We start from the raw sequence: 26,878 nt of genomic DNA, 5'->3' as shown, positions 1-26,878 counted from the left end.
CTTTTGTTGTTTGGCGCAAAGTGTCAAGCGAGTCGTCGGATACCGTCAAGTCTTTCTAACGGCAGCGGCCGAAAATGACGGCACTCCAGCCATTGCAGCGGATGCCGTTCATGAACACGATCACCGATCTTCTGGCACCAACGATCATCCAGTTCTTCTCCAGCGGCTCGCGTTGCGTTGCCGACTTTTACCGCCCACTGGGTGCCGGACCTTTCCCGGTGGTGGTGATGGCGCATGGGCTTGGCGGGACGCGCAAGATGCGTCTGCCTGCCTTTGCCGAACGCTTCGCCGCCGCCGGCTACGCCTGTCTAGTGTTCGACTATCGCCACTTCGGCGATAGCGAGGGCGAGCCACGCCAACTGCTGGATATCAACCGCCAGCTCGACGACTGGAAAGCCGCGATAGATCACGCCCGCAGCCTCGCGGATGTGGACCCGCAGCTGGTGGTTATCTGGGGCACCTCGTTCGGTGGCGGCCACGTGCTGGCCACTGCCGCCGACGATGCCAGGGTGGCCGCTGTCATCTCCCAATGTCCCTTCACCGACGGCCTGAGCTCCAGTCTTGCCTCCGAACCGCTGGTGTCACTTCGCCTCACCGTGCTGGCCTTGGCCGATCGTATCGGCTCGTGGTTCGGCGCCAAACCCATTCTGGTGCCGCTTGCCGGTCAACCTGGCGATACGGCATTCATGACTTCGCCGGATGCCTGGAGTGGCTATAACGGGCTGATCCCTCCAGGTACGCGTATCCGCAAAGAGGCCGCCGCGCGCTTTGCCTTGGACATCATTTGCTACTACCCCGGGCGCAGTACGCCCCGTATCCAGGCCCCCGTGTTGTTTTGCGTGTGTGATCCCGACAGCGTGGCACCGGCGAAGCGGACGCTGCGTCACGCTCGGCGCGCGCCACGCCATGAGATCAAGCGCTATGCCCATGGGCACTTCGATATTTATGTGGGCGAAGCCTTCGAGCAGGTGGTGGGTGACCAACTCGACTTCCTCAAACGCAACGTGCCAAGCATCCCAACCAAGAGATAAGAATATGTACGACCTTCAAGGCAAAGTGGTGCTGATCACCGGCGCAGCGGGCGGAATTGGCGCCGCCAGTGCACGCGAACTGTATGTGCAGGGCGCCAGCCTGGTGTTGACCGATACCTCGCAGGACGCGGTGAGCAAGCTGGCCCAGGAGTTCAACAGCCAACGCGTGTTGCCGCTGGCGTTCGACGTCACCGACGCCGAGGCGGCGAAGGCAGTGGTACGCCAAGCAGTCGAGCGCTTCGGCCGTCTCGATGTGGCCTTCGCCAATGCCGGCATCTCCTGGCGGGGCGTACCGGCGACCCTACGCACCTGCGACGAAACGGAGTTCCGCCGCATCATTGAGGTGGATCTGTTGGGTGTGTGGCACACGATGCGTGCCGCACTGCCGGAGGTCGTGCGCAACGGGGGCCAGGTGCTGGTCACGTCATCGACCTATGCCTACTTGAACGGCATGGCCAACGCCCCCTATGCCGCGAGCAAGGCGGCGGTGGAGTCGCTGGCCCGCTCGCTGCGCGCCGAGTTGGGTGCGACCGGGGCCAGCGCCAGCGTGCTCTATCCCGGCTGGACGGCGACCGCCATCGCCAAAGTCGCCTTCGGCGGCAACGCTATCGCCACCCAGATGAACGAGACCCTATTGCCGGCTTTCCTGCACCGGGCGATTGCACCGGAACAGGTGGCATGTGGCGTGGTGCGCGGTCTGCAAAAGCGCCAGCCGCGCATCGTTGTACCGGCTCGCTGGGCGCCCATCTCCCTGATGCGCGGCCTGTTCAACGTTTTCACCGACTGGCATCTGGCACGCCATGCCAGCCTGCAACGGTTGCTCCACCAGTTGGAAGAGGCTGTTCGCAACCAGACCCCAGGTTGATGCCCCACTACTTGCTTAAGGTTCACCCATGAAAAACTATTCACTGAACGACCGCGTCATCGCCATCACTGGTGCCACCGGTGGTCTCGGCAGGGCCGCCGCGCAGGCCCTGCGCGACAAAGGCGCGAAGCTGGTCTTGCTGGATCTCGATCCGGATAGCCTGAATGCCATGGCTGTCACCCTGGGCGGGCCCGATGTCGCTGCCGGTTGGGTGGCCAACGTGCGCTCAATTGAGAGTCTGGAAACAGCGCTGAAGGAGGCCGCGCAGCATTTCGGCGCAATTGATGTAGTGGTCGCCGGTGCTGGTGTTAGCTCGGTGGTCGCCCTGGAGTACATTGACCCCGCCACGTTTGAGCGGGTCATCGATATCAACCTCAACGGCGTGGCGCGCGCCTTCCGCGCTGCGCTGCCCTATGTGAAGGCGCGCCAGGGCTATCTACTGGCCATCTCGTCCATGGCGGCTTTCGTCCATTCGCCGTTGAATACGGCCTACACCGCCAGCAAGGCCGGAGTCTGGGCCCTGTGTGACAGCTTGCGCCTGGAGCTTCGTCAGCATGGCGTTGGCGTCGGCTCGTTCCACCCGACTTTCTTCCAAACGCCGATGATGGAGGCGGTCATCGATGGGCCGTCTTCTACCCTGGTTTGGAACAACCATCGGGGGATCTGGCAGTTTGTTGCGCTGGAGCAGGTGGTAGCCGCCCTGGTGGAGTGCATTGAGCAGCGGCATGATCTGGTGACGGTGCCAAGAAGCCAGGGGCTGGTCGCGAAAGCCCCGGGCTTGCTGCGCCGGCTTATCGAGTGGATCGGTTTCGACCCTAGAAAAGTCGCGGAAGCAGTGAGGCTCAGCGATGAAGGCAAGACCTGGAGCGGCCTGAACGAATGACCGCTTCTGGCCGAAAACCACCAAATGCCCCCAACAGCGCAAAGCCGTTCATATGGCTCACCCACCACTCTCGCTCGGCTTCAGCGAACAGCGGACGGCCTCGACTGACGACTTAACCCAGGCGTCTTGCCCGTAATGCGCTTGAATGCGCGACTGAACGCGGCCTGAGAGGTGTAGCCCAAGCGCTGCGCCACCTCTTCAATCGGCAGCCTTTCGAGCGTCAGCCACTGGCTCGCAAGCCGCATCCGCAGTTCGGTGACGTAGCGCAGCGGGGCCATGCCAATCGTCACCTGGAAACGGTCCGCGAAGACCGAGCGCGAGGTATTGCATTGCTCCGCCAGTTGCGCAACGGTCCAGTCGCGCCCCGGTTGTTGATGGAGCGCGAGAAGCGCACCGGCCAAGCGTGGATCGCGCAATGCGGCGACCAGGCCAGAGGCATTACCGCAGGCGCACTCCACCCAGCCGCGGACGACCATGGCGGCCACCACGTCGGCCAGACGCGCGAGGATGCCGGCGAAGCCGATACGTGCGGCGCTGACCTCGCGTTCCATGGTGGTCAGGATTGGCACCAGCCCGGGATAACGCTGGCCGCCGGCATCGATCAGCATCAGACCCGGCATCAGCCGGCCAAGGCCATGGATACTGCCCAGTTCAAATTCCATGCAGCCACTGAACAAAAGGGTGCTCGGCGTGGGGCCTGCATCGGCTCCGGTCTCCACCGCGCTGACGGCATCACCGAGGGGGGCGCCATCCAAACGGTCGACGTCCTGAACAGGCACGTCCGTATGGGAAAGCAGTTGGTGAGCCGCGCCATGGGCGATGAATACGGCGTTGCCGGCAGACAGCGCGTACGTTGTCCCGTCCTCCATCCGCAGCACTGCATTGCCGACCGCCAGGAAGTGGAACCACGCATGCCCGGGTTTGTCAGCGAAGCCCAGGCCGAAGGCTGGACCGGCTTGGATACGTCGGTATTCGACGCCACGCAGGCGCATACCGCGCAGCAGCTCATTGATGAGATCCGAGGAGAGGGCAAACTGATCGGTAGGCATTGTTCAGGTGTTTCAGTCAAGAAATCGAGGTTTTCGATCATAGATCATCCAGATTCCCGCGCCTAGACTGCGGGTCGCGATTAAGATTGGGAGATCCTTGCAATGACTGACTGTGTTTGTAATGCCGTATCTGACAGCCGGCCCGGCGTCGGGCTGGATGCAGAGCCTGCAACCCCTGCGTGGATGGCAGTGTTCTCGTTGGCAATGGGTGTGTTCGGATTGCTCACCGCTGAGTACCTTCCGGCCAGCCTGTTGACGCCGATGGCTACCGATCTGGGCGTGTCCGAAGCGCTGGCGGGACAGGCGGTAACGGTGACAGCCGTGGCACTGTTCGCGGGCTTGTTGGTGCCAGGCCTGACCCGCGGTATCGACCGCCGCTGGGTGCTGCTGGGTTTTTCCACGTTGATGATCGCATCCAATCTTCTGGTCGCCGTTTCCTCCAGTTTCGCGGTGCTATTGGTGATGCGTATCTTGCTGGGTATCGCCCTCGGCGGATTCTGGAGCATGGCGGCAGCGGTGGCGATGCGCTTGGTACCGGGGGCGTTGTTGCCCCGAGCGCTCTCGATTATTTTCAGCGGCATTGCCGTCGGGACGGTGGTTGCGGTCCCGCTGGGCAGTTACCTGGGCGGCTTATATGGCTGGCGCAGCGCGTTCTTTGCAGCGGCGGCGGTCGGTGTGGTGACCCTGGCTTTCCAGTCGTTCACGCTGCCGCGCCTTGCGCCGCGCACGCCGGCACGCCTGCGCACCGTACTCGAAGTGTTGCGACGCCCGGGCATCGCCATGGGTATGTTCGGTTGTGTGCTGGTGCACAGCGGCCATTTCGCGATGTTCACCTATGTTCGGCCATTCCTCGAGGGCACTACCGGCATCGGCCCGCAAGGGCTGTCACTGATGCTGCTGGGGTTTCGGTGTGGCGAACTTCGGCGGCACGCTGTTGGCCGGGTGGCTGCTTGAGCGTCATCCTCTGGCCACCTTGGTGTTGATGCCCGCGCTGGTGGGCGTTGCCGCACTGGCGTTGGTGCTGTTGCCGGCCTCGGTGCCGGGGCAAGTGGTACTGCTGGCGGTCTGGGGACTGGCCTTTGGTGGTGTGCCGGTGGCGTGGTCGAACTGGGTCGCCAGCGCAATACCTGATCAGGCGGAAAGCGCCGGGGGGATGGTGGTGGCCTCTGTGCAGTCGGCCATCGCAACAGGCGCCGCCGCTGGCGGTGCGATGTTCAGCCTCGGTGGCAGCGCGGGCGTATTCGTAGCGGCGGCCGTGCTGATGCTGCTGGCCGCGTTGCTGATTGCGTGGCGTGTCCGGGTTCCTTCTGCTGGTGGCGGTGCCCAGGTCAGGCCGGCGCTGCACATTTGATCCGGCTTTGTATATTCAGTAACGATTAGCTTTCCTTCAATCGGTGAATTGAATCGAAGATGCCATTCGGCGATATCTGAACACATCACACCTGAAGGGATACGAGGACGGATGTCTTCTGCGGCTTTATTGCCTGAAATAGGTCGCCAGCCAGATCCGACAAAGGAACCCTATGAAGAGGGCCTGGTCGCGTATGTTCGAAGCCTCGCAGAGTTATTCCAAAAATCCGAAGTCTGAACACAATCAAAAACGGGCGATGGCGGTTTTCAGCCTTATGGCCGGCACGCTTCAAATTGCCAGGGCAGTAGCTGATCCACTGCTAGCTTGCTCCCCTGGCTCTGGTTGCAACGACGCTCGCTCGGTGAGGAGATGTTCCATGCGCTGCTACGACCGTTGATCGATGCGCCATATCCCCTGGTGTACGAACAGTCGGGAGGCGAATGGCAGAGGCGCCTTGTTCGTATTACTGTCTTGGGCGAGCAAATGCTGCGCGGACATATCAACTGGCTCGATTACGCGCCAGCAGAGCGTTGGGTCGGCGGGGTGCGTATTCTTGCTGATCAATCACCTTGGGTGGTGAGCGATGACGGACGGGTGTGGCGTCGCTGAGCAAGCCGGGTGCGTTCGTGTCCAGGCAAACCTTCATGCTTTTGGCCGAAACCGCCGCCTGATCAAACATTCGATCCGCATCTGAATCGATACCATTCACCTCACGATCACACCCCCACACCCATTACGACCAAGGAGCCCCCCAATGCCTACCGTCCATGTCTTCATCGCCACTAGCCTGGATGGCTTCATCGCCCGGCCCGACGGTGACATCGACTGGCTTCTACAGCGCGACGACCCCTCCGAGGACCACGGCTATTCAGCTTTCATTGCCGACAAGGACGTCATCGTGATGGGCCGCGGGAGCTATGAGAAGGTGCGGACTTTCGACACCTGGTTCTACGACCGGCCCGTGGTGGTGCTGTCCGAACAGTTGGCCGAATCGCCGGTGCCCGAGGCGTTGAAGGGCAAGTTGCGTTTTTCCAACCTGGCCCCCAAGGAATTGCTGACGGAGCTGGAGGGCCAAGGCGTGCAGCGTGTCTATGTAGATGGTGGGCGGGTGGTGCAGTCGTTCCTGCGCGAAGGGGTTGGTCACCGATATGGTGCTCACTACCATCCCCGTGTTGATTGGCTCAGGGCGGCCATTGTTTGGCGGGCTTGAGCGGGATCTGGATTTGAAACTCGTATCCAGCCGCAGCTTTCCTTCGGGATTGGTGCAATCCACCTACCGAACCACCGGTGGGACTTGACAGCCCTGGGATACTGGACGTCGCCGCATCCATCGCGGTACATCCCATCACGACGAAAAGGAAGGTGCTCCATGCGCGATGAAGAACTCAAGGCCTTATTCGACCAGCAGGCAGCCGGCTACGATAAGCAATGGGCGGGGATGGCACCCATTCGTGACGCCCTGTACACCTTGCTTGATGCTCTCTTCGCTGAGTTACCGGAAAATGCCCGGATTCTCTGTGTCGGCGTGGGCACCGGTGCGGAACTGGCCCACCTGGCCAAGCGCTGCCCCGGTTGGCATTTCACTGCCCTCGACCCCTCGGGCACCATGCTCGATATCTGCCGGCAGAAAGCGGTACAAGGAGGCTTCCTTTCGCGTTGCAGCTTTCACCAAGGTTACCTCGACTCGCTGCCTGCCGAGCCTGGCCATGACGGTGCTACCTGCTTTCTGGTGTCTCAGTTTTTGCTCGAGCCACAAGCACGCATCGCGTTCTTCCACGAGATCGCCCGTCGGCTTAAGCCGGGCGGAGTACTGGCATCCGTCGATCTCGCCGCTGACATCGATTCACCGGCGTATGAGGCGTTGTTACGCAACTGGATGACATTGATGTCCTCTGCAGGCGTCGAGCCGCAAATGCTGGAGAGAGCCCGTGCTGCCTACGCCCGAGACGTGGCTATACTGCCGCCACAGCAGGTCGCCGCCCTCATCGAGACGGCCGGGTTCGAGGCTCCGGTGCAGTTCTTCCAGGCGGGGCTGATGCATGGGTGGTTTTGCCCGCGCGAGGCAGACATGGTCTTGAGTTAGCCGTGACCTTCCGGCACAGCGGCCCAGCCCCTGCTTTTTTTTGGCTGGTGCAGTCCACCTGACTTTCAACGCACGCGATCGCGGCTTTGCGCAGCCAAATCCAGGGCCTTTTGCATGTCCAGTCGCGCCGAGCGGCCGACGTCTTTATCGTTGAGTTGGTAACGACGTTCCGACGGCAGGATGGGCGCGGTGAGGTCTTCGGCGTCCATCTGTTCGAAATCGTGGTTATCGCCGATGGTCATGGCGCTGCGGCGTAGCAGCATGCGCAACTGCTCGGGTTGCAGTTGCGGGTTGATGGACAGCATCGCCGCCAACAGGCCCGCGACCATGGGCGTGGCGTAGGACGTGCCGCAGTGCACGGCGCTGTCCTGGCCGGCGTTGGTCGTCGAGGCGTGGGCGCACGCGGCGGCGGTGATGTCGACGCGCATGTCGATGTTCGAGGAGCTACGTTTGACCGCATAGGCCGGGTCGTCGACGGAGACGCCGGTGTGATCGCTGCGCTGGTGTCCGCCGACCACCAGCAATTGTTCGGTAATGAAGGAGGAGGGCAGGCGGTATTCATCGCTGCCCGAGAACGAAGATCCATTGCCGGCGGAATTCACCACTATGACGTCGGGATGTTCCTTGCGCAGCCAAAGGAAAAACTCTTCCAGCAGTTCTTCGTAGCCACCCATGGCGAGGCCCGAGCGTAGCAACGAGTCGACGTCATCGCCTTTGATATCCTTGGCGCCGACGCGGTGGATGCCCCAGCTCCAATTGAGCACGCGTACGCCATCTTCCACGAGGTTGACCGAGGCGGCGATGTTGGCGGTGATCCCGGCATCGGAATTGCGCTCGACGATGACCTCGAAGCCACCGCTGGCCTTGTCCAGGCCACGGAGAAAGCCGGTGTTGCCGCTGTCGTCCCAGCGTGCGGCAAGGATGCCGGCGACAGTCGTGCCGTGGTTGTCCGGTTTGTTTGCATCACGGGCGTAGACACAGGTGCGCGGTGGCGAGCAGGCACCGAGGTAGTCCGCGAAATCCGTCGTGTCGAAGTCCACATCGCGCTCGATCAGGCCGATGCGCACCGGTTGCGGCTGGATGGGCGGTTGTCGTCCGGGAATGCGTCGTTGGTAGTAGTTCACCGCATCGAGAAAGCGGTTGGCGGCCCATTCGTCGGAGTCCAGGGCCGGTTTCTTCGGTTCTTCAGGCTGGGCAGGGGCCTGTTCGGTTTCTTCGGCCGAGGACTCCTCGATGACCACGGCATCCACGCTGGTCTCGCTGCCCAAACGCAGCACCAAGGCGTCACGCTGCACCAGATCCTTGGCCGGCAGGCGGAGCTGGTACAGGTTCAGGGGCGCGATGCTGCCGACCACTTTCGCGCCGTACTTGTGGGCCAGGCGCTCGGCTTCCTGACGGCCATCTCGGTCTTCCTCGATCAGCACGCTGACCAGGTCGACGTAGGTGGTCAGGCCGTCCATGTTCTTCGCCACTTCGTCCGGCCCGGCGGCCAGTACGTGACTGTTGCGCAGGGTCAGCCAGGCGGCATTGCTGGTACGTGGACCGTCCTCCAGCCAAAGCGGGCCGCTTTGGTAATCGGCGGTGTCCAGGCGCACGCGCAGGTTTTCCCCTTCGCGCTGGACCGTGTCTGCGGGTATCGCCTTTGCCCCTAGCTTCAGTTGCGGCGCTCCATCGCCCATTCCGCGCGCTGTCAGGCACCAGTCCTGGTGCTGGCTTTGCAGCAGGTCGCCGCAGCGTTTCAGACTTTCCAGGCGCAGCGGTTCCGGCGCCGCGGTCGCCGTGCCGACAGCCAAGGTGAACAACGCAGCGAGGGCAGTGGATCGTAGGAGCATGGCCAGGTTTCTTTGCCGAGGGTCTTGTTGCTCCGACTGTTACGTGGCTCGCTTCGTTCAGCGGGATAACGCTACTCAGCGAAGACCCGTTCCGGTTCAGAAGCTCTCGAGGCGCACTTCAACACCTGCCTGGCGTGCAAGTTCGATCATGGCTTCGACCTGGTCCGCATCGGCGATGAACCCGACATATTCATCGCCACCGGAGTCCAGGTGCAGGTAGCGTTTGTCGAATGCCACCAGCCATTGGTCGAAACTCGCCAGCGTCTCCGACATCGACAGAGTGCCCTCATAGCGGTAGGGATAAACTTCTTTTACCCCGCTGGCGCTGACCAGATAGGGCACCAGATACTCGAAACCATCAAAGCCTCTCCAGTCGACACCTAGCAAAGCCAGGTGTTCGAGCTTCTGGCCCCGGTCTGCATCCAGCAATCCTTCCACCAGCGCAGTAGCCGGCTCTTGGCCCGAACCGTATAGGCGCATCACACGCCTGACCAGCCTGGCGCGTTCGCCTTCTGGCATGCGGGCCAGTATGGTTTGAACAAGTGTCTTGAGTTCGGCGCGATAGGGATGCAGCTCCCGCATGATCGCCGCGTCGCTGACAGTTGTTTCCTCCGGTGGCGGCAGGGTAAAGCGGCCGCCGAACAAGCGATCAAGAATGCCCATTTCCTTTCCTTGGTTTGTCCATTTCCTTCAGCCTACCGTTATACGCATTCCACGTGAACGCGATACCTGATATCCCGATCAAAAGGATCTTCCGGGTTTTCGTAAGCTTCCAGTGTTTCCAAGAATCCCGTCCGCTCAAGGCTCACCAGATCCTCAAGGGTCCAATCAAAGGGGAAGTCGCTTGAAAAGCTTTCACCCTGGTATTCAATCCAATGAAAAACCGGGAAGGGCAGATAACCGAGCCACTCTGATCGATAGGTGATCTCGTCGGATTCGTTACTCGTCACCACGGCGCGGATCTTGTTCTTGATGGCTGCTTGGCGTTCATCCATGGTGTTTCGATCCCGGTTGATGATTGATTGCGTATCCTGTGTAGAATCCGTTTTTCCAGATTTCAAAGGATTGAGCCTGTGATCACTTGCCATGTCCGGTACGTTATTGACCCTTACCAGATCCCTGCTTTCGAAAGCTACTCGCGCCAATGGATTGAAGTGGTGACTCGAATGGGGGGAAACCATCATGGCTACTTTCTCCCCGCCGAGGGCGCCAACAATATCGCCTATTGCCTGTTCAGCTTTTCCAGCTTGGCCGAATATGAAAAATATCGACGGGAAGCTGAATTGGATCCGGCGTGCGTCGAATTGGTTCGCCAGGCGACGGAACAGCGATTCATTCTGAGCTATGAGCGTAGTTTCCTGCGCCCTGTCCTTGAGTGAGCGGTTGACGCTTGAGTTTCGCATCACCCTAAACGGACATCACAACGACAAGGAGTGTCACACCATGAAAACCATTGATCGTGCTTTGCTAGGCTGCGGAATATTGATTCCCTTCTGGCTGTTTTTGGGTGTCGCACTGACCGCGCGGGCCTACCCAGGCTATAGCCATCTGGATCAAGCCATGAGCCAACTAGGCGCTGTTGGAGCCCCAACCCACAGCTTCTCTGCCTGGGTGAACAATTTTCCACTGGGTGCGATGTTCGTGCTTTTCGCAATAGGCGTGGCGAGACGGTTCAAGGCTTCGCGGATGGCCTTGCTTAGCGCAGCCCTGATTTTCGTCCATGGGTTGGCAAGCTTCACGGCCGGCTATTTTCCCTGCGATCAAGGCTGTGCGCCGATTGAACCGTCGGTCTCGCAACAGAGCCACAACCTTGCGGGGCTGGTGATGTTCATCTCGCTTACCCTGGCGGGTGCGCTGTGGATGCGCCTGGGCAAGTCGCTGCTGTCGTCGTCCAAGTTTGCCATGTTCTCGGCGAGCTGCGTCATCCTGGCCATCGTGACGGTTATGCTGATGGTGACGGCACTGGCCGACGGTCATCTGTTCGGCTTGTACCAGCGGTTCAATTACGGGGTTTCGGTGGTCTGGATTGGGTCCTTGGCCGTCGTTGCCCTAAAGGATAAGGCTGATATGAAGGCCGCGCGCGTCCGATAAAGCATAAGGGAAATGTATATTCGTATTTCCATATTTATCGAGAACCGCAACTGGCTGACCATGCAAAATTCTGCCGATGGAAATCGTTATTCCTTATGGGAATGCCGGGCATAAAATTAATGAATTTTTATTATTTCCAAGCGAGGCGTAGCTTGATTCCAGAACACGGAGAACTGCGCTTTGAAATCATCCTCGTTTAATTCAGCGGAAAAATTTGATACTTCACGGGCTAATGAGTACGCCCGGCAGAGCCGCATTGCGCTCGCTGGGTACGACGCCTGTCAGGACCTGGCGGCGTGCATGCTGGCGGCGACCCTTGGAAACGTGAGCTCGGCGAAAATACTGGTGGTGGGCGCCGGCGGTACGGCGCAGGAGATCATTGCAATGGCCAAGCTTGAACCGGGCTGGCATTTCACTGCCGTCGATCCGTCCGGGCCTATGCTGGAGGCCGCGAAGCAGCAGTTAGTCGCAAACAACTTGCTTGAAAGAACCGCCATGCATCTTGGGCATGTGGAAGACTTGGTAGCAAACGGGTCGTACGATGCTGCTACCTTGATCGGTGTACTCCATCATCTCGATGGGGATGAAGCTAAGCTGAAAATATTACGGTCCATCCAGGTACATCTGAAGCCGGGCGCGCCGCTGATTGTCGCCGCAAACCAATATGCGTATGCCAGCCAGCCGTTACTCCTCGCGGCCTGGGGGCAACGGTGGCGACAGCATGGCGCCAGCCCGGAAGAAGTGACGGTCAAGCTTGGGAAAATTCTTCAAGGTGCCGATCCTCCACATTCCGAGGCCGCAGTTCAAAAACTGTTGAGTGATGCAGGATTCGGCAGTGCTACCCGGTTCTTCAGCAGTCTTTTCTGGAGCGCCTGGTTAACGTGTAAAACGGCCTGAGGATGGAGCTTAAGCGACGTGGATCAGCTTTCCGGGAGCGTGATGGGCGCGTCACTGGTTTCAGCCGCCAGTTTCAGTCGGTCGGCTTTACTGATGTACTGATTCTTGCTTTTGGGTGCCAGCTTGGCACTGGCCTTTTTGGCGTTAGCCTTCAATAACTGGTTTATTTTCTTGCGGCGATTCATGTCGTTCTGCTCAGCGTGTCAATGTTTGGATGGTATCAGCTTTCGGTTTTCTCAGGATTTTTCCTGATGTTGGCAACGGGCTTCACCCGGCGCTCGATGATGATCGAGTCATTTGGAATCTCCAACCGGATCGCCGTTTCTTCGGTGCGCATTTCAATGAGCGTCGAGTTGCCCACGCCTCGGAAAATCACCGTCGCATTTTCAAAGCGTTTGTAGTTTTCCAGCGGGGAATCCTTAGGGGCTGGCAACAGGTTGGCGTAAGGCGGTTTCACCAGAATCGTGGCCCTTTCTATGCGTATTTGCGCGAAGCGCATGGCCGCTTGCAGCAAGTCCGAGGTCACGCCACCCATGAGCATGGGCGTCAGGAGGATGACACAGACAATCATCGCCCTGGTTTTTTTCAAGGGTTTCATTTCTGCGTGGGGCTTGTGCTCATGATGTTCCGAACCGCCGACCTCAAGCGCTGCTTTTATTTTCTTGTTCTGCTCCAGATAGGCTGAGTAAACGATGTACTGAAAAACGGGCAGAAGGATAAGCGGGATGTGTTCCAAGGGGCTTCTGCGGGTAAGGAGATAAATGGTCACTGCGCCGCATATTCCAAAAAACACCGAGAGGAATGTAATTTTCGGTCGTTTGAATTCCAGTATGGTTTTTTTACGGGTGACTTTTCCATGTAGCCAGGCGAAGCCTCTAAGCGCGGGAATGAAGAACGGGGAAAGCAACACCCCGGCCGCGGTGACGGAGACTGAAAAATAAACACACACCAGCCCAAAGCAAAACGCCGCGACCAGAAATAACATACTGTCTCCAATGGAGACGCCCTGTGGGTAATGGCCGTTGCCCAAGAGATAACTGACAATGCACGTGCCGCCAATCAGTAATCCGATTTTGGCGCAGAGGGAGAGCAGTTTTGTTGCAACATCGATCTGCTTTTCGAGTCCAGTGGTTGCTTCCTGCATCATCCCGTCTCCTTGATAGAACGCATCGGCTGGTCGTTCCTGACTCATCGCCCTGATGGGTAGCATAGTGATGATTTGGCGCCTTGTGGCGTGACGGCAGTCGAGGCTTGTTGTGGGAATGGATCAGTGGACTGGCCCCTGTTCTTCGGCCGCGCTATCCCACGTAATACTTATCCCAGAGCTTGTTCCGGAATCGCTTCTGCGGATCGAACCGTGCTTTGAGTGCGAACAATCGTTGTGCGCCGGGATAGGCCCGGGAGAACTGTTCTCGTGTTGCATGCAACTGATAGGGCAGGTAGTAGGTGCCCCCAAACGCCAGGGCAATATCGATCAGTTCGCGTGTCCATACGCTGACCTTCTCGCGGTCAGCCACGCCAACGTGTTGCCAGTAATAAAGTTCGAATGAAAAAACTTCCTCCCGTGCCCAGGACAGGCACGAGTCAGGGGCAGGTGGCGCATGCCGGATGGAGACGTTGATGGCATCGACGTCATGGGCCTTGAGTAGATCGGCCATTTGTATGACAAATGCGTTGAGGTGGGCCACCGGTACAAAATATTCCTGCAACGCGTAGGTGCTGTTGCGTGTAGCGATCGGTCCGAGGGAGGCGACGTCCCGACTAGCCTCGTAATTACGGCGTACCACCGGGTGGCTGAGGTAGCGCAATGGATCGACCACATCCTTGCGAATCAACGGGCCGCCGGGGAGTCTGGCCACGCCCCACAGGATGGTTTGATCGAATGTGTACGATTGCCCTGGTGCAACCAGTCGATCTTCGACGGTCAGCGCTTTTTCCGTGGTGCACCAGGTGATGGCGGTGGCTTGGTCAAAATAGGGCGGCGCCAGATCGGCGTTGTGCAGGATTGCCTGGTCGTTTCCGCGGATCTGGTCATTGAAGAACTTGGGGTAATCGGCAACCGGCATGTGGTGTACCTGGCGCTCCATCGTGACGTTGGATGCCAGGTCCAATTCGATTTCGGTGATGACGCCCATCGCGCCATAGCCACCGATGGCTGCGTGAAACAGGTCGGTATTTGTGCTGCGAGAGGTTTCCACGACTGAACCGTCGGCGAGCACCAGTTGCAGGGCGCGTACCGAGTTGCTCATCGGGCCGGCACCGACGTAACGCCCATGAGCGTTGACTGACAACGCCCCACCGACGGTGAAGTTGGCATAGCTCTGCATGATCTTTACCGAAAGATCGTCCGGGTCGATGACGGTCTGAAGGTCGCGCCAGCGCATCCCTGACTGTACGCGTATGACCTTGTGCTCAGGCGAATAGCGGATGACTTGATTGAACTGACGCATATCGAGGTGCAGGCTGTCTTCGGTGGCAATCTGTCCACCCATGCTGTAGCGGCCACCACCGATGCTCACCGGGCCTGCCCACAGGGCCAACGCCTGGCGGATCTCATCGGTGGTGCGCGGAGCCAGCAGGCGATTCACCCAGACCGGGTTGAGCAGTGTCACATCGTTGACCAGGACGCCCGAAGAGGCTGCCCAGGACGACCAAGGCGACAGCACGCCGAAGGCAACCCCGGTCATGCCTGCCTGAAGCAGGCTGCGCCGGGTGAGACAGGGCGACGATCTTGAAGGGTCAAACACCTGTGCATCGTTGGTCATGCGGTGTCACTCAGTTGTGAATCGAAAATGACACGCACGTCCGGGCTTTGAAGCAGGCTGGCCGGCGTGACGGTACGACGTTGCCAAGGAACTCGGCCGAAATACCAAAGCCGCCAGAAGGCCAGGTTCGGATCGGCATTATCTTGCAGCAAGGTCGCGAACGTCTCCACCTCACCGAGCTGGATGTTCGTCGCTTCATCGATCACCTCACGCACGAAACGAGAGCAGAACTGGCGCCGCGAGCTTATGTTGAAGCCGGTGTCATAGAACGTACCCAGCCGATGATCGGCGGCGTTCTGAAGCGCCTTGCGTTGCGTGTCGGTGAGTGGCTGCGTGAGCCTCGCCACTGTGCAGCGTCCATGCTCGGAGCGCTTGATAAACCGGGTGAGCGAGGTGGTGCGCGAAAGCGGAAACGTGCTTTCTGCAATCAACGGCTCACCGCCATGGTTGTCGACCACCACGCCCACATGGTTCGTCCACGAGTTCGTCGCGTTGGCGACCTCCAGGAAGGGGCGCGCGGTGACCCGGATGAACACCATATCGCCAATCTGCAGATCGCCCATGGAGGGTCCGCCTGATGTTGGAGAAACGTGCGCTGCATTTTTGCTGAACATGCTGACCTCTCGGCTCTGTTGAGCTTCAAGCATGGGGAGGGGGTTGCGTAATTCGCAACTTGTTCGTGCGTATTTCGCTAAGCTGATACCAACGGTATCGGATATCAATACTTATGACCCAGATTGCTCAACTCATCTCCACCCTGAAGCAACGCCTCAAGGCCGCCGGCATGACCTATCGGGACGTTGCCCAAGCGCTCGACCTGTCGGAGCCCAGTGTTAAGCGTCTGCTGGCCAGCGGTCGCCTGACGCTCGAACGCCTTGCCCAGTTCTGTGATTTGCTGGGCCTGACGATGGCGGAACTGCTTCAGGAGGCAGAGCGATCGACCCCGCGCCTGCACATGCTGACACGTGAACAGGAAGCGCAACTGGTCTCAGACGAAAAGCTGCTGCTGGTGGCGGTGTGTGCGCTGAATCACTGGTCACTGGAAGACATGGTGTCTGCCTACTGCGTGTCAAAAGCCGAGTGCATCAAGCATTTGTTGGTGTTGGAGCGGATGGGCCTGGCCGACCTGAAGCCGGGAAATCGCATCAGGTTGCTGGTCGCGCGGGATTTCGATTGGCTACCGGACGGCCCTATCCGAGGGTTCTTCCTGCGCCAGGGTTTGCCGGATTTCATGGCGAGCCGATTCGACGCCCCCGATGAAACCCTGCACTTTGCCCATGGCATGCTGACCAAGCCCGCTTACGCCCAGTTGCAAGTCGAAATCCACAAGTTGCGCAGCAAACTGGCGGCGCTTCACAACGAATCGTTGAGCGCGCCGCTGTCAGAGAAACGTGGGACTGCGTTGTTGCTGGCGATGCGAGTTTGGGAGCCGCAGGTGTTCAGGAAGCTTAAGCGAGGGTAGATGGATAGGTCATTTCGGCGTGGGTATTCTGGTCAGGATGTGTTGCTTTGTGGCGAGGCGGAAGTTCTTTTTTCTTGGCGATCCATGGGCTGGTAAGAACTGCTGCTGCGTTGAAACCGGGCGCTCAAATACCTCTAAAGAAACGTTACGGCTTGGGGCAAGCCGTAACGTTTAGTAACTCACATGCTAGCCTTTATGAGAACCTCGATATCCACCAAGTTATATAGGTTTCAAGGTAATTGTTTGACCATGATATGTATTTCAATCCTTGGTGGTTGGTCAGGTGTTTTACAGTCAGTGCCTCGGATTTACTTGCTGGATGCCTTTCGAATACGGCGTCTGATGCTTTCGGAAAGTAGGAGATGGCAAATAATCGTCCATTTATAAAGCTGAATTGCGCAGGGCCGGTGCTGTTATCTATTTTGTAGTTGGGTACTTCAAATATTTTTAAAGAGAATTTTTTTCGCAGAAGACCACTGTTTTTTTCTGAGTTTTCTAGAATTACAAGCTTGTAGCCTTCCGTTTCAAGGAGGCTCAAAGTCTGATCAACAAAGCTGCAGCTATTGAAGTTGTTTATTAGCAGGGGTGGAGAGTCCGCGCAAGCCCGTTCAATGTTCACGGGTTCTTGGTATCTGAGTCCAATGGTAGCAAAAACCACAGTCACCAGAGCAATCAGTGCTGCTGATGTTTTCGAGAGTTTAAGAAAGGTATTAATAGTATGCACCTTCAGAGCTTGCCTCTGTCCTTAAGATTCCATTGTTAAGAAATGTCATGCAGTTTTGGGGGCAGTTTTCAGGAGAGTTGTTGCCCTTGGCTGCGCATATGCCCGCTTGGTTGTTAAAGTCATCCATGGCTCTTTCGCTGGGATTTTGCCCGAAATTTGATATTTCATTTGCCCAGCCTGCTAGCTGACTTACCGTTTCTCCCCAGTTCGATGAGGCAATCATGCAGGATGCAACACAATGTCTATATGCATCTTGAGGCCCATTGTGCATGCCAGGCAATTTACTATTTTGCGCTTCGGTTTCAGCTTTTGCGGACCACTCAAAAATAGATTCCAAACCTAACGGGTCAACGTATTTCAGCGGGTTGCCATTTACATAACTGTAGGTGTTAAGCCCACCCGCCAAACCAATCGGATCGCTCTGCATGTAGCGTCCAGTTTTCGGGTTGTAATCACGAAAATAGTTATAGTGGAGTCCAGTCTCGACGTCGTAGTACTGACCGGGAAAGCGCAGGTTGATTTCCAGTTGTCCGCTGGCTTCCTTTGTACCAAATGCATCGGAAACCCACTCCCATATCTTTGTTCGCGCCGCGTTCGTTGCGATTCGCGGTGTGTTGAGGTGGTCGCTATGGAGGTAGAACGCGGCGCTGTTTGCTGGCGCGCCCGTTGCACCGTAGCTCACACTGATCCCGCCCAAGGGCACCCCTTCGAGCCAGATATAAAACTGACTGCTCAGCTTCTTGCCTTGGTTATCGAATACGTGCGCGCCAAGAAGTTCACCACTCAACCCGTAGATAAATGTTGTAGTGCCTTGGGAGGTGATTTTTTTGGTTCGTTGGCCGAAAGCGTTGTAGCGGAACCGAGCCTTGACAGCACCCTTGATTTTCACTTTGCTCAGGCGATTCTGCTCGTCGTAGGAAAACTGACGATTGGCGCGGTCTGCGGTCAGGTTGCCTGCCGCGTCGAAGTCTACCGAGTGGGTGCCTGCCTGCGTCAACCGATTGTTGCTCGCCCCATATTGATAAGACGTGCCAGCGGTGACACGCAACTCGCCGTCAATCAACGTGCTGAGCGCTTTTCGGGTGCGGTTACCCGCGGGATCATAAACGTAAGTCATCCGGTTGAAAGCAGTAGATTCTCCTATCAGGCGATCCAGCGGGTCATAGCTGTAGCCATGGTTGTCGACTGAGTCGCGTTGCATTTGAGTCATGTTTCCCTGGCCGTCGTAGGTATAGGCGTTGCTCTGGCCTGCAACGGTTTGAGCGGTCAGCCGGTGGTCCAGATCGTAGGTACGTTGAAGCGTAGTCCCGTTGGCCCAGGTCAGGTTTTTAAGCGGACCGAAAGGTTGATACGTGATGTTGCTGGCGAACGCGGCCGGCTGCCCCGTGCCCTGCCGAATTTGTACTTGGCTGATTTGTCCTGTGGTGTTGCGCGAGTAGACGATGCTGAAACCTGTTGGATAATCGATCCTGCTCAACCGATTGGCGACATCGTATCCATAGCCGATTTGTTCTGGCTGAGTCGCTGTGTTTGCGGGCGCTGTTTGCCGCTGGGCTGTAACGTTGCCTTGGGCGTCGTAGGTGTAATTCAGTACCCCGTTGACGTCCTCCACGGCTGTCAGTCGGCCGATGCCTTTGTTACCGGCGGCAATCGAATCGTAGTGGAACTGAACGTCCAGTGCCGGGTTCGTCGGATAGCGGCGGGCGGTCAGGCGATTGAGCGCATCGTAGGTAAAAGTCGTGACCACACCACGCGCGTCCACCTGTTGCGTCACGTTGCCTGCGGCATCGTGCTGGTAGTGAGTGGCGCCGCTGTCAGGGCTGTTCACCCGCGTCAGGTTTCCCAGGCCGTCGTATTGATATTGAGTGGTTACACCACGTGGGTCGCGGACTTGCGTGAGGTTATCTTGAACGTCGTACTCAAGTTGAGTGATGCCATTAAGCGGGTCAGTATTCGTCACCCATCGGTTCAGTGAGTCAAAGGCCCGTTGATGGCTGTGATTGCGAGGATTGGTCAGCGCGATCGGATTATCGTTGAGGTCGTACTGTGTCCGGCTTGTGTGGCCGGCAGCACCCACTGAACGCAGCAAGCGCCCCAGTTCGTCATACACCCATTGATGTTGTCTGGTCAGATGACCGGCCTTGTCCTTGATCCGTACCGCAGTCCGGTTCCCCATCGGGTCGAGATCAAATTCGATCTGTTCCCCTGCGTTATTGGTCACTCGAATGAGCCGCCTTGCGTCGTCCCAGGTGTAAGTCGACCAGCTATTGTCTGCGCGAATGATCTTGGTGATGTCGCCCACGGCATTGTGTTCAAGGCGAACAGTGCCGGTAGCGGTACTCAGCGACCTCACCCAGCCTTGTGGTGCATAGGTCAGGTTTGTAATAACACCATTGGAATCGACAACTGTCTTAGGGTTGCCGGCGGCGTCAAAGTTGGAAAATGTGGTGGTATGCCCGAGCGCGTTGATAATGCGTGCCAGATGTCCTTTGGCATCGTATTCATAGCGGGTAATGTCACTTACATCTGTTCGGGGCCCATCTGACGACCCCAGCTGCCCCTGGGTATTATAGGTGAACGACCAACCACGTTCGGCAGCTTGGCAAAGAGGAAGGGTGGTAATGGTTCCGCCCAAAGCGAGAGCGAACAGAGCAACCTTGCCTGTCAATGTATTCATATTCAGATCCTTCTGAATTAACGTGAAATGATTGTTTTACTGAGCTGGCGCCCTTGAGTGTCATAGGTGTATTGAATGGAGCGATCCGCTTCGTTGATGCGCACTGGGGAATACAGCGTCGGGTGCCATTCGGTGGTGATCGTTCTTGCTTGAGAAGTGCCGCTCGCTTCCGTGCGAGAGATCTCCAGGCCTCGGTCGTTATAGAGATAGGTGGTTATATTGCCATTGTTGTCTGTTTTTGTTGTCAGCCGACCGCGGGTGTCGTAGGTGAAAGTTGAGTTGCTATCGGGACAGTTGGCCGATGGAAGACCTGCAATAGATTTTATGCGTTTGACACCTTGAATCAATTCGAATTGATATCGTGTTTCTTTACCCAGTGCGTTGATTACCGTCGATGACCCGTCAGGGTTGTAGCCGACAGAGATTTTTTCTATACCCGTCGCGTGTTCACTCGTAATGGCGCGCCCTTGAGCATCATAAGTCCATGTGGCATAACGTACCCCGCGCTCATCAATAATGCCGGTCAGCAGTCTGCTATCTTTCGGGTCCTCGTAGAGGTATTGTTTATTCTCCGTATGGGTCGGATAGGTTTTGGTCATGGAGGTTAGCTGTTTGTAATTGTTGTAGGTATAGCTAATGCTTACGTCGCCCGCAGTAACGATAAGAGGTTGTTTTAACGTGTCCTCGGTAAATTTTAAGGTTTTGCCGAAGCCATCAGTGACGGTCGCAATGTTGTCTAAATAGGCAATGCTCAGCTCGCTACCTGATTTAATAAGCGCAATTAACCTTCCGTTACTATCAAATTCAAGTGAGCGATTATTGGGGGCGTGATAGCTCCAACGGTCCGACTGATAGACGAGCGTTCCTGTTTCGGGTGGCCTAGCCTCATAAGACGTTCCCTTTTTTTCAAAAAAGGATCGACTTCCATCAAGATTAATAAGCGTGATCAAGTTTTCTTCGAGGCTGAGCCTAGACGAATAACTATGCCGCCATACTCCATCAACGCTTCTGTAGAATCTTGAAAAATCGAGTGGATTTGCGCTTGGGTGTGAATGCACAGTTGAGTAATCGTTTTCTGTTTGTATTTTGTAGCCTGTCGCGAAATTTATTGGGTTTCCCGCCAGGCTCAAGGGGCAGCCACTGTCGACGCCTTGAGCCTCGCATTGGCCTGAGGTCTTATTGAATTGTTGGTTTTCGCTACATGTGTTGCCGCTGCGGAGAATGGCTACTGCGCCATAAGAGTCGTTTAACGGATCCTTGCCATATATCATGTGGCAATGCCAGATGTGATCGTCCTCCGTGGCTACCGCAGGTGTGTAATTCCAGATTTCTTCATACTCTTCATGTAACCATCTACAAGCCAATTCGGGTGAGGGCTGTCGCTCTTGGAGGTGTTCCGGGATTTGCTGAATCGTCCAATAGTATTCTTCTGCCAAGGTATGGAAGTTTGCTGTAAGTGATAAGAGCAGTAATGAGTACGTTAAAAGCTGCTTGCGTAGCATTCCAGGATTCCTTCTGGTGTCAGGTTGTTGTCCTCCTGAATCATGGCGAGATTGATCGCTGTAAAACGATACATATATATAGTGTTGTAACCTTATGTTGTGATCCAGCAAAGCACTCGCCACGCTGGCAGTCAGGAAAACGGCCAATAGCCACCGATCGCTGCGCGTCGCCTACAATCACTTGTGTATTTCACCTCCCGCGGACACAGAACAACTTTTTACGCCTAGTCGCTTTCAGAACACGTTTCGTCGTCCATGTGCAATCGCCAACCCCCGGGAGTGGCAAGCTGTGAGGATGCCCCGGACCAAGTGCGCCAAGACACTGGCCGGAGAGCGAGAATGGCGATCGGATGTGCCACGCTACCGTGACGTGGGCCGGACGCCGCAGCCAAGACTCCGGACGGCTGCCGCTATGCGGCGGTGGCGTTCGAGATGCCGAGGTACTTTATGCCCGATGAGACGCTTCACCTGCCTTTGATCCATAGCGTGCTAGCGCGCGAAAAGGACACCCCCGGTGCCTTGCTGCCTATTCTCCATGCCATCCAGGCAGGCTGCGGGTATGTCCCCGACAGCGCGGTCCCGGAGATCGCCCACGCCCTGAACCTCAGCCTGGCTGAAGTGCGCGGGGTCATCAGTTTCTACCACGATTTTCGCACTACGCCGCCGGCGCGCCATACCCTGCGCCTGTGCCGGGCCGAATCCTGCAAGAGCATGGGCGCCGAAGCCCTGGCTGCGCAGTTGCGCGAGCAATTGGCGCTGGACGACCATGGCACCAGCGCCGATGGGAGCATCAGCCTGCGGCCGGTCTATTGCCTGGGCGCCTGCGTCTGCTCGCCGGCCCTGGAACTGGACGGGGAGTTGCATGCCCGGATCACGCCCGAGCGTCTGCGTCAGTTGGTGAATGACTGCATGGAGGAGGGCGCATGCTGACGCTCTGTATCCCCCGCGATTCGGTGGCCCGTGCCGTGGGCGCGGACAAGGTGGCTGATGCATTGGTCCGTGAGGCTGAACGTCGCCAACTGCCGCTGACGGTGTTGCGCACCAGTTCCCGTGGCCTCTATTGGCTGGAGCCGCTGGTGGAGCTGGATAACGCCGGCGTCCGGCTGGGCTTCGGCCCTGTCACGCCGGCCGATGTGCCGGGCCTGCTGGATGCGCTGGCAGGCGATCCCGGCAGCCATCCGCTGGCCCTGGGGCCGGTGGAGGAAATTCCTTATCTCAAGAGCCAACAGCGCCTGTTGTTCGCTCGCGCCGGCATTACGCAACCACTGTCCCTGGACGACTACCGTGCCCGGGGTGGCTTCTTGGGCCTGGCCCGGTCCATCCAGATGGATGGCGCGGATGTCGTCGCCAGCGTGCTGGATTCTGGCCTGCGCGGCCGGGGTGGCGCGGCGTTCCCGGCGGGCATCAAGTGGCGCACTGTGCGCGATGCTCAGGGGCCGCAGAAGTACGTGGTCTGCAACGCCGACGAAGGCGACTCGGGCACGTTTGCCGACCGCATGCTGATGGAAGGCGACCCTTTCCTGCTGATCGAAGGCATGATCATCGCTGGCATCGCCGTAGGCGCGACGATGGGCTATATCTATGTACGCTCGGAGTACCCGGACGCGGTCAGTACGCTGAACGACGCGCTGCACATCGCCCGTGAGGCCGGTTACCTGGGGGCGAACGTCGGCGGCAGTGGTCACACCTTCGAGCTGGACGTGCGGGTCGGCGCCGGTGCCTATATCTGTGGCGAAGAGACGGCGCTGCTGGAATCCCTCGAGGGCAAGCGCGGCACAGTGCGCGCCAAGCCGCCGCTGCCGGCGCTGCAAGGCCTGTTCGGGTTGCCGACGCTGGTGCATAACGTGCTGACCCTGACTTCGGTGCCGATCATCCTGGAGAAGGGCGCGCAGTTCTATCGCGACTTTGGCATGGGCCGCTCCCTGGGCACGATGCCGTTCCAACTGGCCGGCAACGTCCGTCACGGCGGCCTGGTGGAACGCGCCTTCGGCCTGAGCCTGCGAGAGTTGGTGGAAGGTTACGGCGGTGGAACCGCCAGCGGTCGGCCGCTGAAGGCCGCGCAAGTGGGCGGGCCGTTGGGCGCCTGGGTGCCACCTTCGCAATTCGATACGCCGCTGGACTACGAAGCGTTCGCCGCCATGGGCGCGATGCTCGGCCACGGCGGCGTGGTGGTTGCCGACGACAGCCTGGACATGGCCCGGATGGCCCGGTTCGCCTTGCAGTTCTGCGCCGAGGAATCCTGCGGCAAGTGCACGCCGTGCCGGATCGGCTCCACCCGTGGGGTGGAAGTGGTGGATCGCCTGATCGCCAGCACCGAAGCCGGTGCCCGCCAGGAACAGGCCCTGCTGTTGCAGGACCTGTGCGACACCCTGCAATACGGTTCGCTCTGTGCCCTCGGTGGGATGACGTCCTACCCTGTCGCCAGCGCCCTCAAGCATTTCCCCGCCGACTTCGGTCTGGCGACCACGGAGGCCGACCAATGATCACCATCTTCGATCCCAGCACCGATATCGACCTGGGCACCCCGGCGCGTGAAAGCGACGTGCAGGTCAGCCTGACCATCGACGGGCGCGAAATCAGCGTCGCCTCCGGCACCTCGGTCATGCGTGCCGCAGCCTTGCTCGGCACCACCATTCCCAAGCTCTGCGCCACCGACAGCCTGGAAGCCTTCGGCTCCTGCCGCATGTGCCTGGTGGAAATCGACGGCATGCGCGGTTATCCCGCGTCCTGCACCACGCCGGTGACCGAGGGCATGGTGGTGCGCACGCAAACCTCCAAGCTCGCCACACTGCGCCGCAACGTGATGGAGCTGTACATTTCCGACCACCCGCTGGACTGCCTGACCTGCTCGGCCAATGGCAACTGCGAATTGCAGACCGTGGCGGGGCAGGTGGGCCTGCGTGAAGTGCGCTATGGCTACGAAGGTGCCAACCACCTGGACGAGACCAAGGACGTTTCCAACCCGTATTTCGATTACGACCCGAGCAAGTGCATCGTCTGCAGCCGCTGCGTGCGTGCCTGTGAGGAAATCCAGGGCACCTTCGCCCTGACGATCACCGGGCGCGGCTTCGATTCCCGGGTGGAAGCGGCCGGCGGTGACAACTTCCTCGATTCCGAATGCGTATCCTGCGGCGCCTGCGTGCAGGCGTGCCCGACGGCGACCCTGATCGACAAGAGCGTCGTCGAGATCGGCCAGCCGGAGCGTAGCGTCATCACCACGTGCGCCTACTGTGGCGTGGGTTGCTCGTTCCGTGCCGAGATGAAAGGCGAACAACTGGTGCGTATGGTCCCGGACAAGAACGGCCAGGCCAACCACGGCCACTCCTGCGTCAAGGGCCGCTTCGCCTGGGGCTACGCCACGCACCCGGACCGCATCACCAAACCGATGATCCGCAAGCACATCAATGATCCGTGGCAGGAAGTCAGCTGGGACGAGGCGGTCACCTACGCCGCCAGCGAACTGCGCCGGATCCAGCTCAAGTACGGGCGCGACTCCATCGGCGGCATCACCTCCAGCCGCTGCACCAACGAAGAAACCTACCTGGTGCAGAAACTGGTGCGCACCGCGTTCGGCAACAACAACGTCGACACCTGTGCCCGTGTCTGCCATTCGCCGACCGGTTACGGCCTCAAGCAGACCCTGGGCGAGTCCGCCGGGACCCAGAATTTCGACTCGGTGATGAAGGCCGACGTGATCATGGTGATGGGCGCCAACCCCACCGACGCGCACCCGGTGTTTGGCTCCCAGCTCAAGCGGCGCCTGCGCCAGGGCGCGCGACTGATTGTCATCGACCCACGGCGCATCGATCTGGTGGATTCGCCTCACGCCCGCGCCGAGCTGCACTTGCAACTACGCCCCGGCACCAACGTGGCGATGCTCAACGCGCTGGCCCATGTCATTGCCACCGAAGGCCTGATTGACCAGCCGTTTGTCGAGGCTCGCTGCGAGGCGACGGACTTCGCCCGCTGGCGCGATTTCGTCAGCCAGCCGGAAAACTCGCCCGAGGTACTGGGCCCGGTTTGCGGTGTGCCTGCCGAGCAGATCCGCGCCGCCGCACGGCTCTACGCCACCGGCGGCAACGCAGCCATCTACTACGGCCTCGGCGTCACCGAGCACAGCCAAGGCAGCACCTCGGTCATGGGCATCGCCAACCTGGCCATGGCCACCGGCAACATCGGTCGCGAAGGTGTCGGGGTGAACCCGTTGCGTGGGCAGAACAACGTCCAAGGCTCCTGCGACATGGGCTCGTTTCCCCACGAGCTGCCTGGCTACCGGCACGTTTCCAACGACGCGGTCCGTGCCGAGTTCGAGCAGGCCTGGAACGTCACCCTGCAACCCGACCCGGGCCTGCGTATCCCGAACATGTTCGAAGCGGCGCTGGACGGCACCTTCAAGGCGCTTTATTGCCAAGGTGAAGACATCGCCCAGAGCGACCCCAACACCCAGCATGTGACGGCTGCGCTGTCCGCGTTGGAATGCGTGATCGTCCAGGACATCTTCCTCAACGAGACCGCCAAGTTCGCCCACGTGTTCCTGCCGGGCAGCTCGTTCCTTGAGAAGGACGGCACCTTTACCAACGCCGAACGCCGCATCTCCCGTGTTCGCAAGGTGATGGACCCATTGGCCGGCAAGGCCGACTGGGAAGCCACCATCGCCCTGGCCGATGCCCTGGGCTACAAGATGCACTACAACCATCCTTCCGAAATCATGGATGAGATCGCGCGCCTGACACCCACATTCACCCGCGTCAGCTACGCTGAACTGGAGCGCCACGGCAGCCTGCAATGGCCTTGCAACGATGCCGCGCCGGACGGCACGCCGACCATGCACATCGAGCAGTTCGTGCGCGGCAAGGGCCGCTTCATGCTCACCGGCTACGTGCCCACCGAGGAGAAGGTCAACAACCGCTATCCGCTGCTGCTGACCACTGGCCGCATCCTCAGCCAGTACAACGTTGGCGCCCAAACCCGGCGCACCGAAAACGTGGCCTGGCACGAGGAGGACCGCCTGGAAATCCATCCGACCGATGCCGAGAACCGCGGGATCGTCGACGAAGACTGGGTCGGTATCGGCAGCCGTGCCGGGCAGACTGTACTGCGCGCGCGGGTGACCGAGCGGGTGGCACCGGGTGTGGTCTACACCACGTTCCACTTCCCGGAATCGGGCGCCAACGTGATTACCACCGACAACTCCGACTGGGCCACCAACTGCCCGGAATACAAGGTGACAGCGGTGGAGATCGTGCGGGTCAGCCAGCCTTCGGAATGGCAGAAGCGTTACCAGGCCTTCAGTGATGAACAAGGCCGCCTGCTGCGCGAGCGTCCGTCAAGCCGAGAAAGCCGAGGTACGCCGATGAGTTCTGACAGCTTGATCAAGATGGCCAACCAGATCGCGCAGTACTTCTCCAGCGAACCGGACCATGCGCTGGCGGTGAATGGCGTGCGCCAGCATATGAAAAACTTCTGGACGCCGGGCATGCGCCGGGAGCTGGGGGGATGGCAGGAGAAACATCCGGAGGCTGTCCTGCACCCCCTGGTACTGGCTGCGTTGGTGGAGCCGGAGGGGACGAGCTAGCGCAATTTACTGGCGCCAAGTTATCTGCGTTGCGCTTATCAGGTGGCTGTCCTACTCTCCGAGACAAGGCATTGTGCCCAGTAACGACTAG

The 26,878-nt window shown here is 58.9% G+C and carries 22 protein-coding genes and 3 pseudogenes; 14 read left to right on the top strand and 11 right to left on the bottom strand.

The genetic code is table 11. The features are described 5' to 3' along the window. The first annotated feature begins 110 nt into the window (after window positions 1–110). Genes PSH84_RS21090 through PSH84_RS21080 form a run of 3 tightly spaced genes read left to right on the top strand, consistent with a single transcriptional unit; the run spans window position 111 to window position 2,779 of the window. Window positions 111–1,031, top strand: coding sequence for an alpha/beta hydrolase (locus tag PSH84_RS21090; protein WP_305481740.1), 921 nt, complete (start codon window positions 111–113; stop codon window positions 1,029–1,031). A gap of 4 nt (window positions 1,032–1,035) precedes the next feature. Then, window positions 1,036–1,896 carry an SDR family NAD(P)-dependent oxidoreductase gene (locus PSH84_RS21085; RefSeq protein ID WP_305481739.1) on the top strand — a complete coding sequence of 287 codons (861 nt, stop codon included), beginning with the start codon at window positions 1,036–1,038 and terminating at the stop codon, window positions 1,894–1,896. Between the two features lie 28 nt (window positions 1,897–1,924). After that, the gene (locus PSH84_RS21080) at window positions 1,925–2,779 is read left to right on the top strand and encodes an SDR family NAD(P)-dependent oxidoreductase (RefSeq protein ID WP_305467354.1); all 855 of its coding nucleotides are present in this window, start codon (window positions 1,925–1,927) and stop codon (window positions 2,777–2,779) included. A gap of 80 nt (window positions 2,780–2,859) precedes the next feature. Here the strand turns inward: PSH84_RS21080 and PSH84_RS21075 are convergent, their stop codons facing one another. Next, window positions 2,860–3,828: an AraC family transcriptional regulator gene (locus PSH84_RS21075; protein ID WP_305481738.1), complete on the bottom strand. Its 969-nt coding sequence runs from the start codon at window positions 3,826–3,828 to the stop codon at window positions 2,860–2,862. 102 nt (window positions 3,829–3,930) lie between these two features. Between PSH84_RS21075 and PSH84_RS21070 the strand changes: the two are divergent. The 3 genes and pseudogenes from PSH84_RS21070 (at window position 3,931) to PSH84_RS21060 (ending at window position 7,262) form a co-directional block, all read left to right on the top strand. Continuing rightward, window positions 3,931–5,179: pseudogene (locus PSH84_RS21070) on the top strand (MFS transporter). Window positions 5,180–5,933: 754 nt separating this feature from the next. Then, window positions 5,934–6,477 (top strand): annotated as a pseudogene (locus PSH84_RS21065) (dihydrofolate reductase family protein). 71 nt (window positions 6,478–6,548) lie between these two features. Further along, window positions 6,549–7,262, top strand: a complete 714-nt coding sequence (locus tag PSH84_RS21060; RefSeq protein ID WP_305481737.1) for a class I SAM-dependent methyltransferase — start codon at window positions 6,549–6,551, stop codon at window positions 7,260–7,262. 65 nt (window positions 7,263–7,327) lie between these two features. Here the strand turns inward: PSH84_RS21060 and PSH84_RS21055 are convergent, their stop codons facing one another. The 3 genes from PSH84_RS21055 to PSH84_RS21045 form a co-directional block, all read right to left on the bottom strand. Then, window positions 7,328–9,094: a S8/S53 family peptidase gene (locus PSH84_RS21055; RefSeq protein ID WP_305481736.1), complete on the bottom strand. Its 1,767-nt coding sequence runs from the start codon at window positions 9,092–9,094 to the stop codon at window positions 7,328–7,330. 96 nt (window positions 9,095–9,190) lie between these two features. Beyond that, the gene (locus PSH84_RS21050) at window positions 9,191–9,757 is read right to left on the bottom strand and encodes a DUF6630 family protein (protein ID WP_305481735.1); all 567 of its coding nucleotides are present in this window, start codon (window positions 9,755–9,757) and stop codon (window positions 9,191–9,193) included. A gap of 38 nt (window positions 9,758–9,795) precedes the next feature. After that, window positions 9,796–10,089: a hypothetical protein gene (locus tag PSH84_RS21045; RefSeq protein WP_122565710.1), complete on the bottom strand. Its 294-nt coding sequence runs from the start codon at window positions 10,087–10,089 to the stop codon at window positions 9,796–9,798. Window positions 10,090–10,167: 78 nt separating this feature from the next. Between PSH84_RS21045 and PSH84_RS21040 the strand changes: the two genes are divergently transcribed. The 3 genes from PSH84_RS21040 to PSH84_RS21030 all read left to right on the top strand — a co-directional run bounded on the left by PSH84_RS21040 (window position 10,168) and on the right by PSH84_RS21030 (window position 12,082). Next, complete coding sequence (locus tag PSH84_RS21040) at window positions 10,168–10,473, top strand: NIPSNAP family protein (RefSeq protein ID WP_122565709.1); 306 nt, start codon at window positions 10,168–10,170, stop codon at window positions 10,471–10,473. A 64-nt stretch (window positions 10,474–10,537) separates the two neighbouring features. After that, window positions 10,538–11,185 carry a DUF998 domain-containing protein gene (locus PSH84_RS21035; protein WP_305481734.1) on the top strand — a complete coding sequence of 216 codons (648 nt, stop codon included), beginning with the start codon at window positions 10,538–10,540 and terminating at the stop codon, window positions 11,183–11,185. A gap of 180 nt (window positions 11,186–11,365) precedes the next feature. Then, on the top strand, window positions 11,366–12,082 hold the full coding sequence (locus PSH84_RS21030) for a class I SAM-dependent methyltransferase (protein WP_305481733.1): 717 nt from the start codon (window positions 11,366–11,368) through the stop codon (window positions 12,080–12,082). A 23-nt stretch (window positions 12,083–12,105) separates the two neighbouring features. Here the strand turns inward: PSH84_RS21030 and PSH84_RS21025 are convergent, their stop codons facing one another. The 4 genes from PSH84_RS21025 to PSH84_RS21010 all read right to left on the bottom strand — a co-directional run bounded on the left by PSH84_RS21025 (window position 12,106) and on the right by PSH84_RS21010 (window position 15,410). After that, window positions 12,106–12,267, bottom strand: a complete 162-nt coding sequence (locus PSH84_RS21025) for a DUF2986 domain-containing protein (protein WP_122565706.1) — start codon at window positions 12,265–12,267, stop codon at window positions 12,106–12,108. Between the two features lie 35 nt (window positions 12,268–12,302). Next, the gene (locus tag PSH84_RS21020) at window positions 12,303–13,229 is read right to left on the bottom strand and encodes a hypothetical protein (protein ID WP_305481732.1); all 927 of its coding nucleotides are present in this window, start codon (window positions 13,227–13,229) and stop codon (window positions 12,303–12,305) included. A 151-nt stretch (window positions 13,230–13,380) separates the two neighbouring features. Further along, on the bottom strand, window positions 13,381–14,847 hold the full coding sequence (locus PSH84_RS21015; protein ID WP_305481731.1) for an FAD-binding oxidoreductase: 1,467 nt from the start codon (window positions 14,845–14,847) through the stop codon (window positions 13,381–13,383). Beyond that, window positions 14,844–15,410, bottom strand: coding sequence for a YebB family permuted papain-like enzyme (locus PSH84_RS21010; protein WP_240998425.1), 567 nt, complete (start codon window positions 15,408–15,410; stop codon window positions 14,844–14,846). The genes PSH84_RS21015 and PSH84_RS21010 overlap by 4 nt, the downstream gene beginning before the upstream one ends. Window positions 15,411–15,574: 164 nt before the next feature. On the opposite strand from PSH84_RS21010, the gene PSH84_RS21005 reads away from it, so the two are divergent. Beyond that, entirely contained in the window at window positions 15,575–16,309 is a 735-nt protein-coding gene (locus PSH84_RS21005) for a helix-turn-helix domain-containing protein (protein ID WP_305481730.1), read from the top strand. Window positions 16,310–16,502: 193 nt separating this feature from the next. Here PSH84_RS21005 and PSH84_RS21000 read toward each other — a convergent pair whose 3' ends face one another. From PSH84_RS21000 to PSH84_RS20990, 3 genes are read right to left on the bottom strand one after another with little or no spacing between them, the layout of a single operon-like run. Beyond that, a complete protein-coding gene (locus PSH84_RS21000) occupies window positions 16,503–17,033 on the bottom strand; it encodes a hypothetical protein (protein WP_305481729.1) in 531 nt (176 codons plus the stop codon). Next, on the bottom strand, window positions 17,020–19,710 hold the full coding sequence (locus PSH84_RS20995; RefSeq protein WP_305481728.1) for an RHS repeat-associated core domain-containing protein: 2,691 nt from the start codon (window positions 19,708–19,710) through the stop codon (window positions 17,020–17,022). The genes PSH84_RS21000 and PSH84_RS20995 overlap by 14 nt, the downstream gene beginning before the upstream one ends. A 17-nt stretch (window positions 19,711–19,727) precedes the next feature. Beyond that, complete coding sequence (locus PSH84_RS20990; RefSeq protein WP_305481727.1) at window positions 19,728–21,212, bottom strand: DUF6531 domain-containing protein; 1,485 nt, start codon at window positions 21,210–21,212, stop codon at window positions 19,728–19,730. 447 nt (window positions 21,213–21,659) lie between these two features. Here PSH84_RS20990 and PSH84_RS20985 point away from each other — a divergent pair, with 447 nt between their 5' ends. The 4 genes and pseudogenes from PSH84_RS20985 to PSH84_RS20970 all read left to right on the top strand — a co-directional run bounded on the left by PSH84_RS20985 (window position 21,660) and on the right by PSH84_RS20970 (window position 26,787). Next, window positions 21,660–22,142 carry a formate dehydrogenase subunit gamma gene (locus tag PSH84_RS20985; protein WP_060741915.1) on the top strand — a complete coding sequence of 161 codons (483 nt, stop codon included), beginning with the start codon at window positions 21,660–21,662 and terminating at the stop codon, window positions 22,140–22,142. Then, the gene (locus tag PSH84_RS20980) at window positions 22,136–23,695 is read left to right on the top strand and encodes a formate dehydrogenase beta subunit (RefSeq protein WP_305481726.1); all 1,560 of its coding nucleotides are present in this window, start codon (window positions 22,136–22,138) and stop codon (window positions 23,693–23,695) included. The genes PSH84_RS20985 and PSH84_RS20980 overlap by 7 nt, the downstream gene beginning before the upstream one ends. Next, window positions 23,692–26,569 (top strand): annotated as a pseudogene (fdhF, locus tag PSH84_RS20975) (formate dehydrogenase subunit alpha). Before PSH84_RS20980 ends, fdhF begins: the two are co-directional and overlap by 4 nt. Further along, the gene (locus PSH84_RS20970) at window positions 26,566–26,787 is read left to right on the top strand and encodes a formate dehydrogenase subunit delta (RefSeq protein WP_122565699.1); all 222 of its coding nucleotides are present in this window, start codon (window positions 26,566–26,568) and stop codon (window positions 26,785–26,787) included. Before fdhF ends, PSH84_RS20970 begins: the two are co-directional and overlap by 4 nt. Window positions 26,788–26,878 lie beyond the last annotated feature (91 nt).

It is taken from the genome of Pseudomonas beijingensis, from assembly GCF_030687295.1.
Taxonomy (GTDB): Bacteria; Pseudomonadota; Gammaproteobacteria; order Pseudomonadales; family Pseudomonadaceae; genus Aquipseudomonas; species Aquipseudomonas beijingensis.
This window is presented reverse-complemented; position numbering and strand designations above follow the sequence as displayed.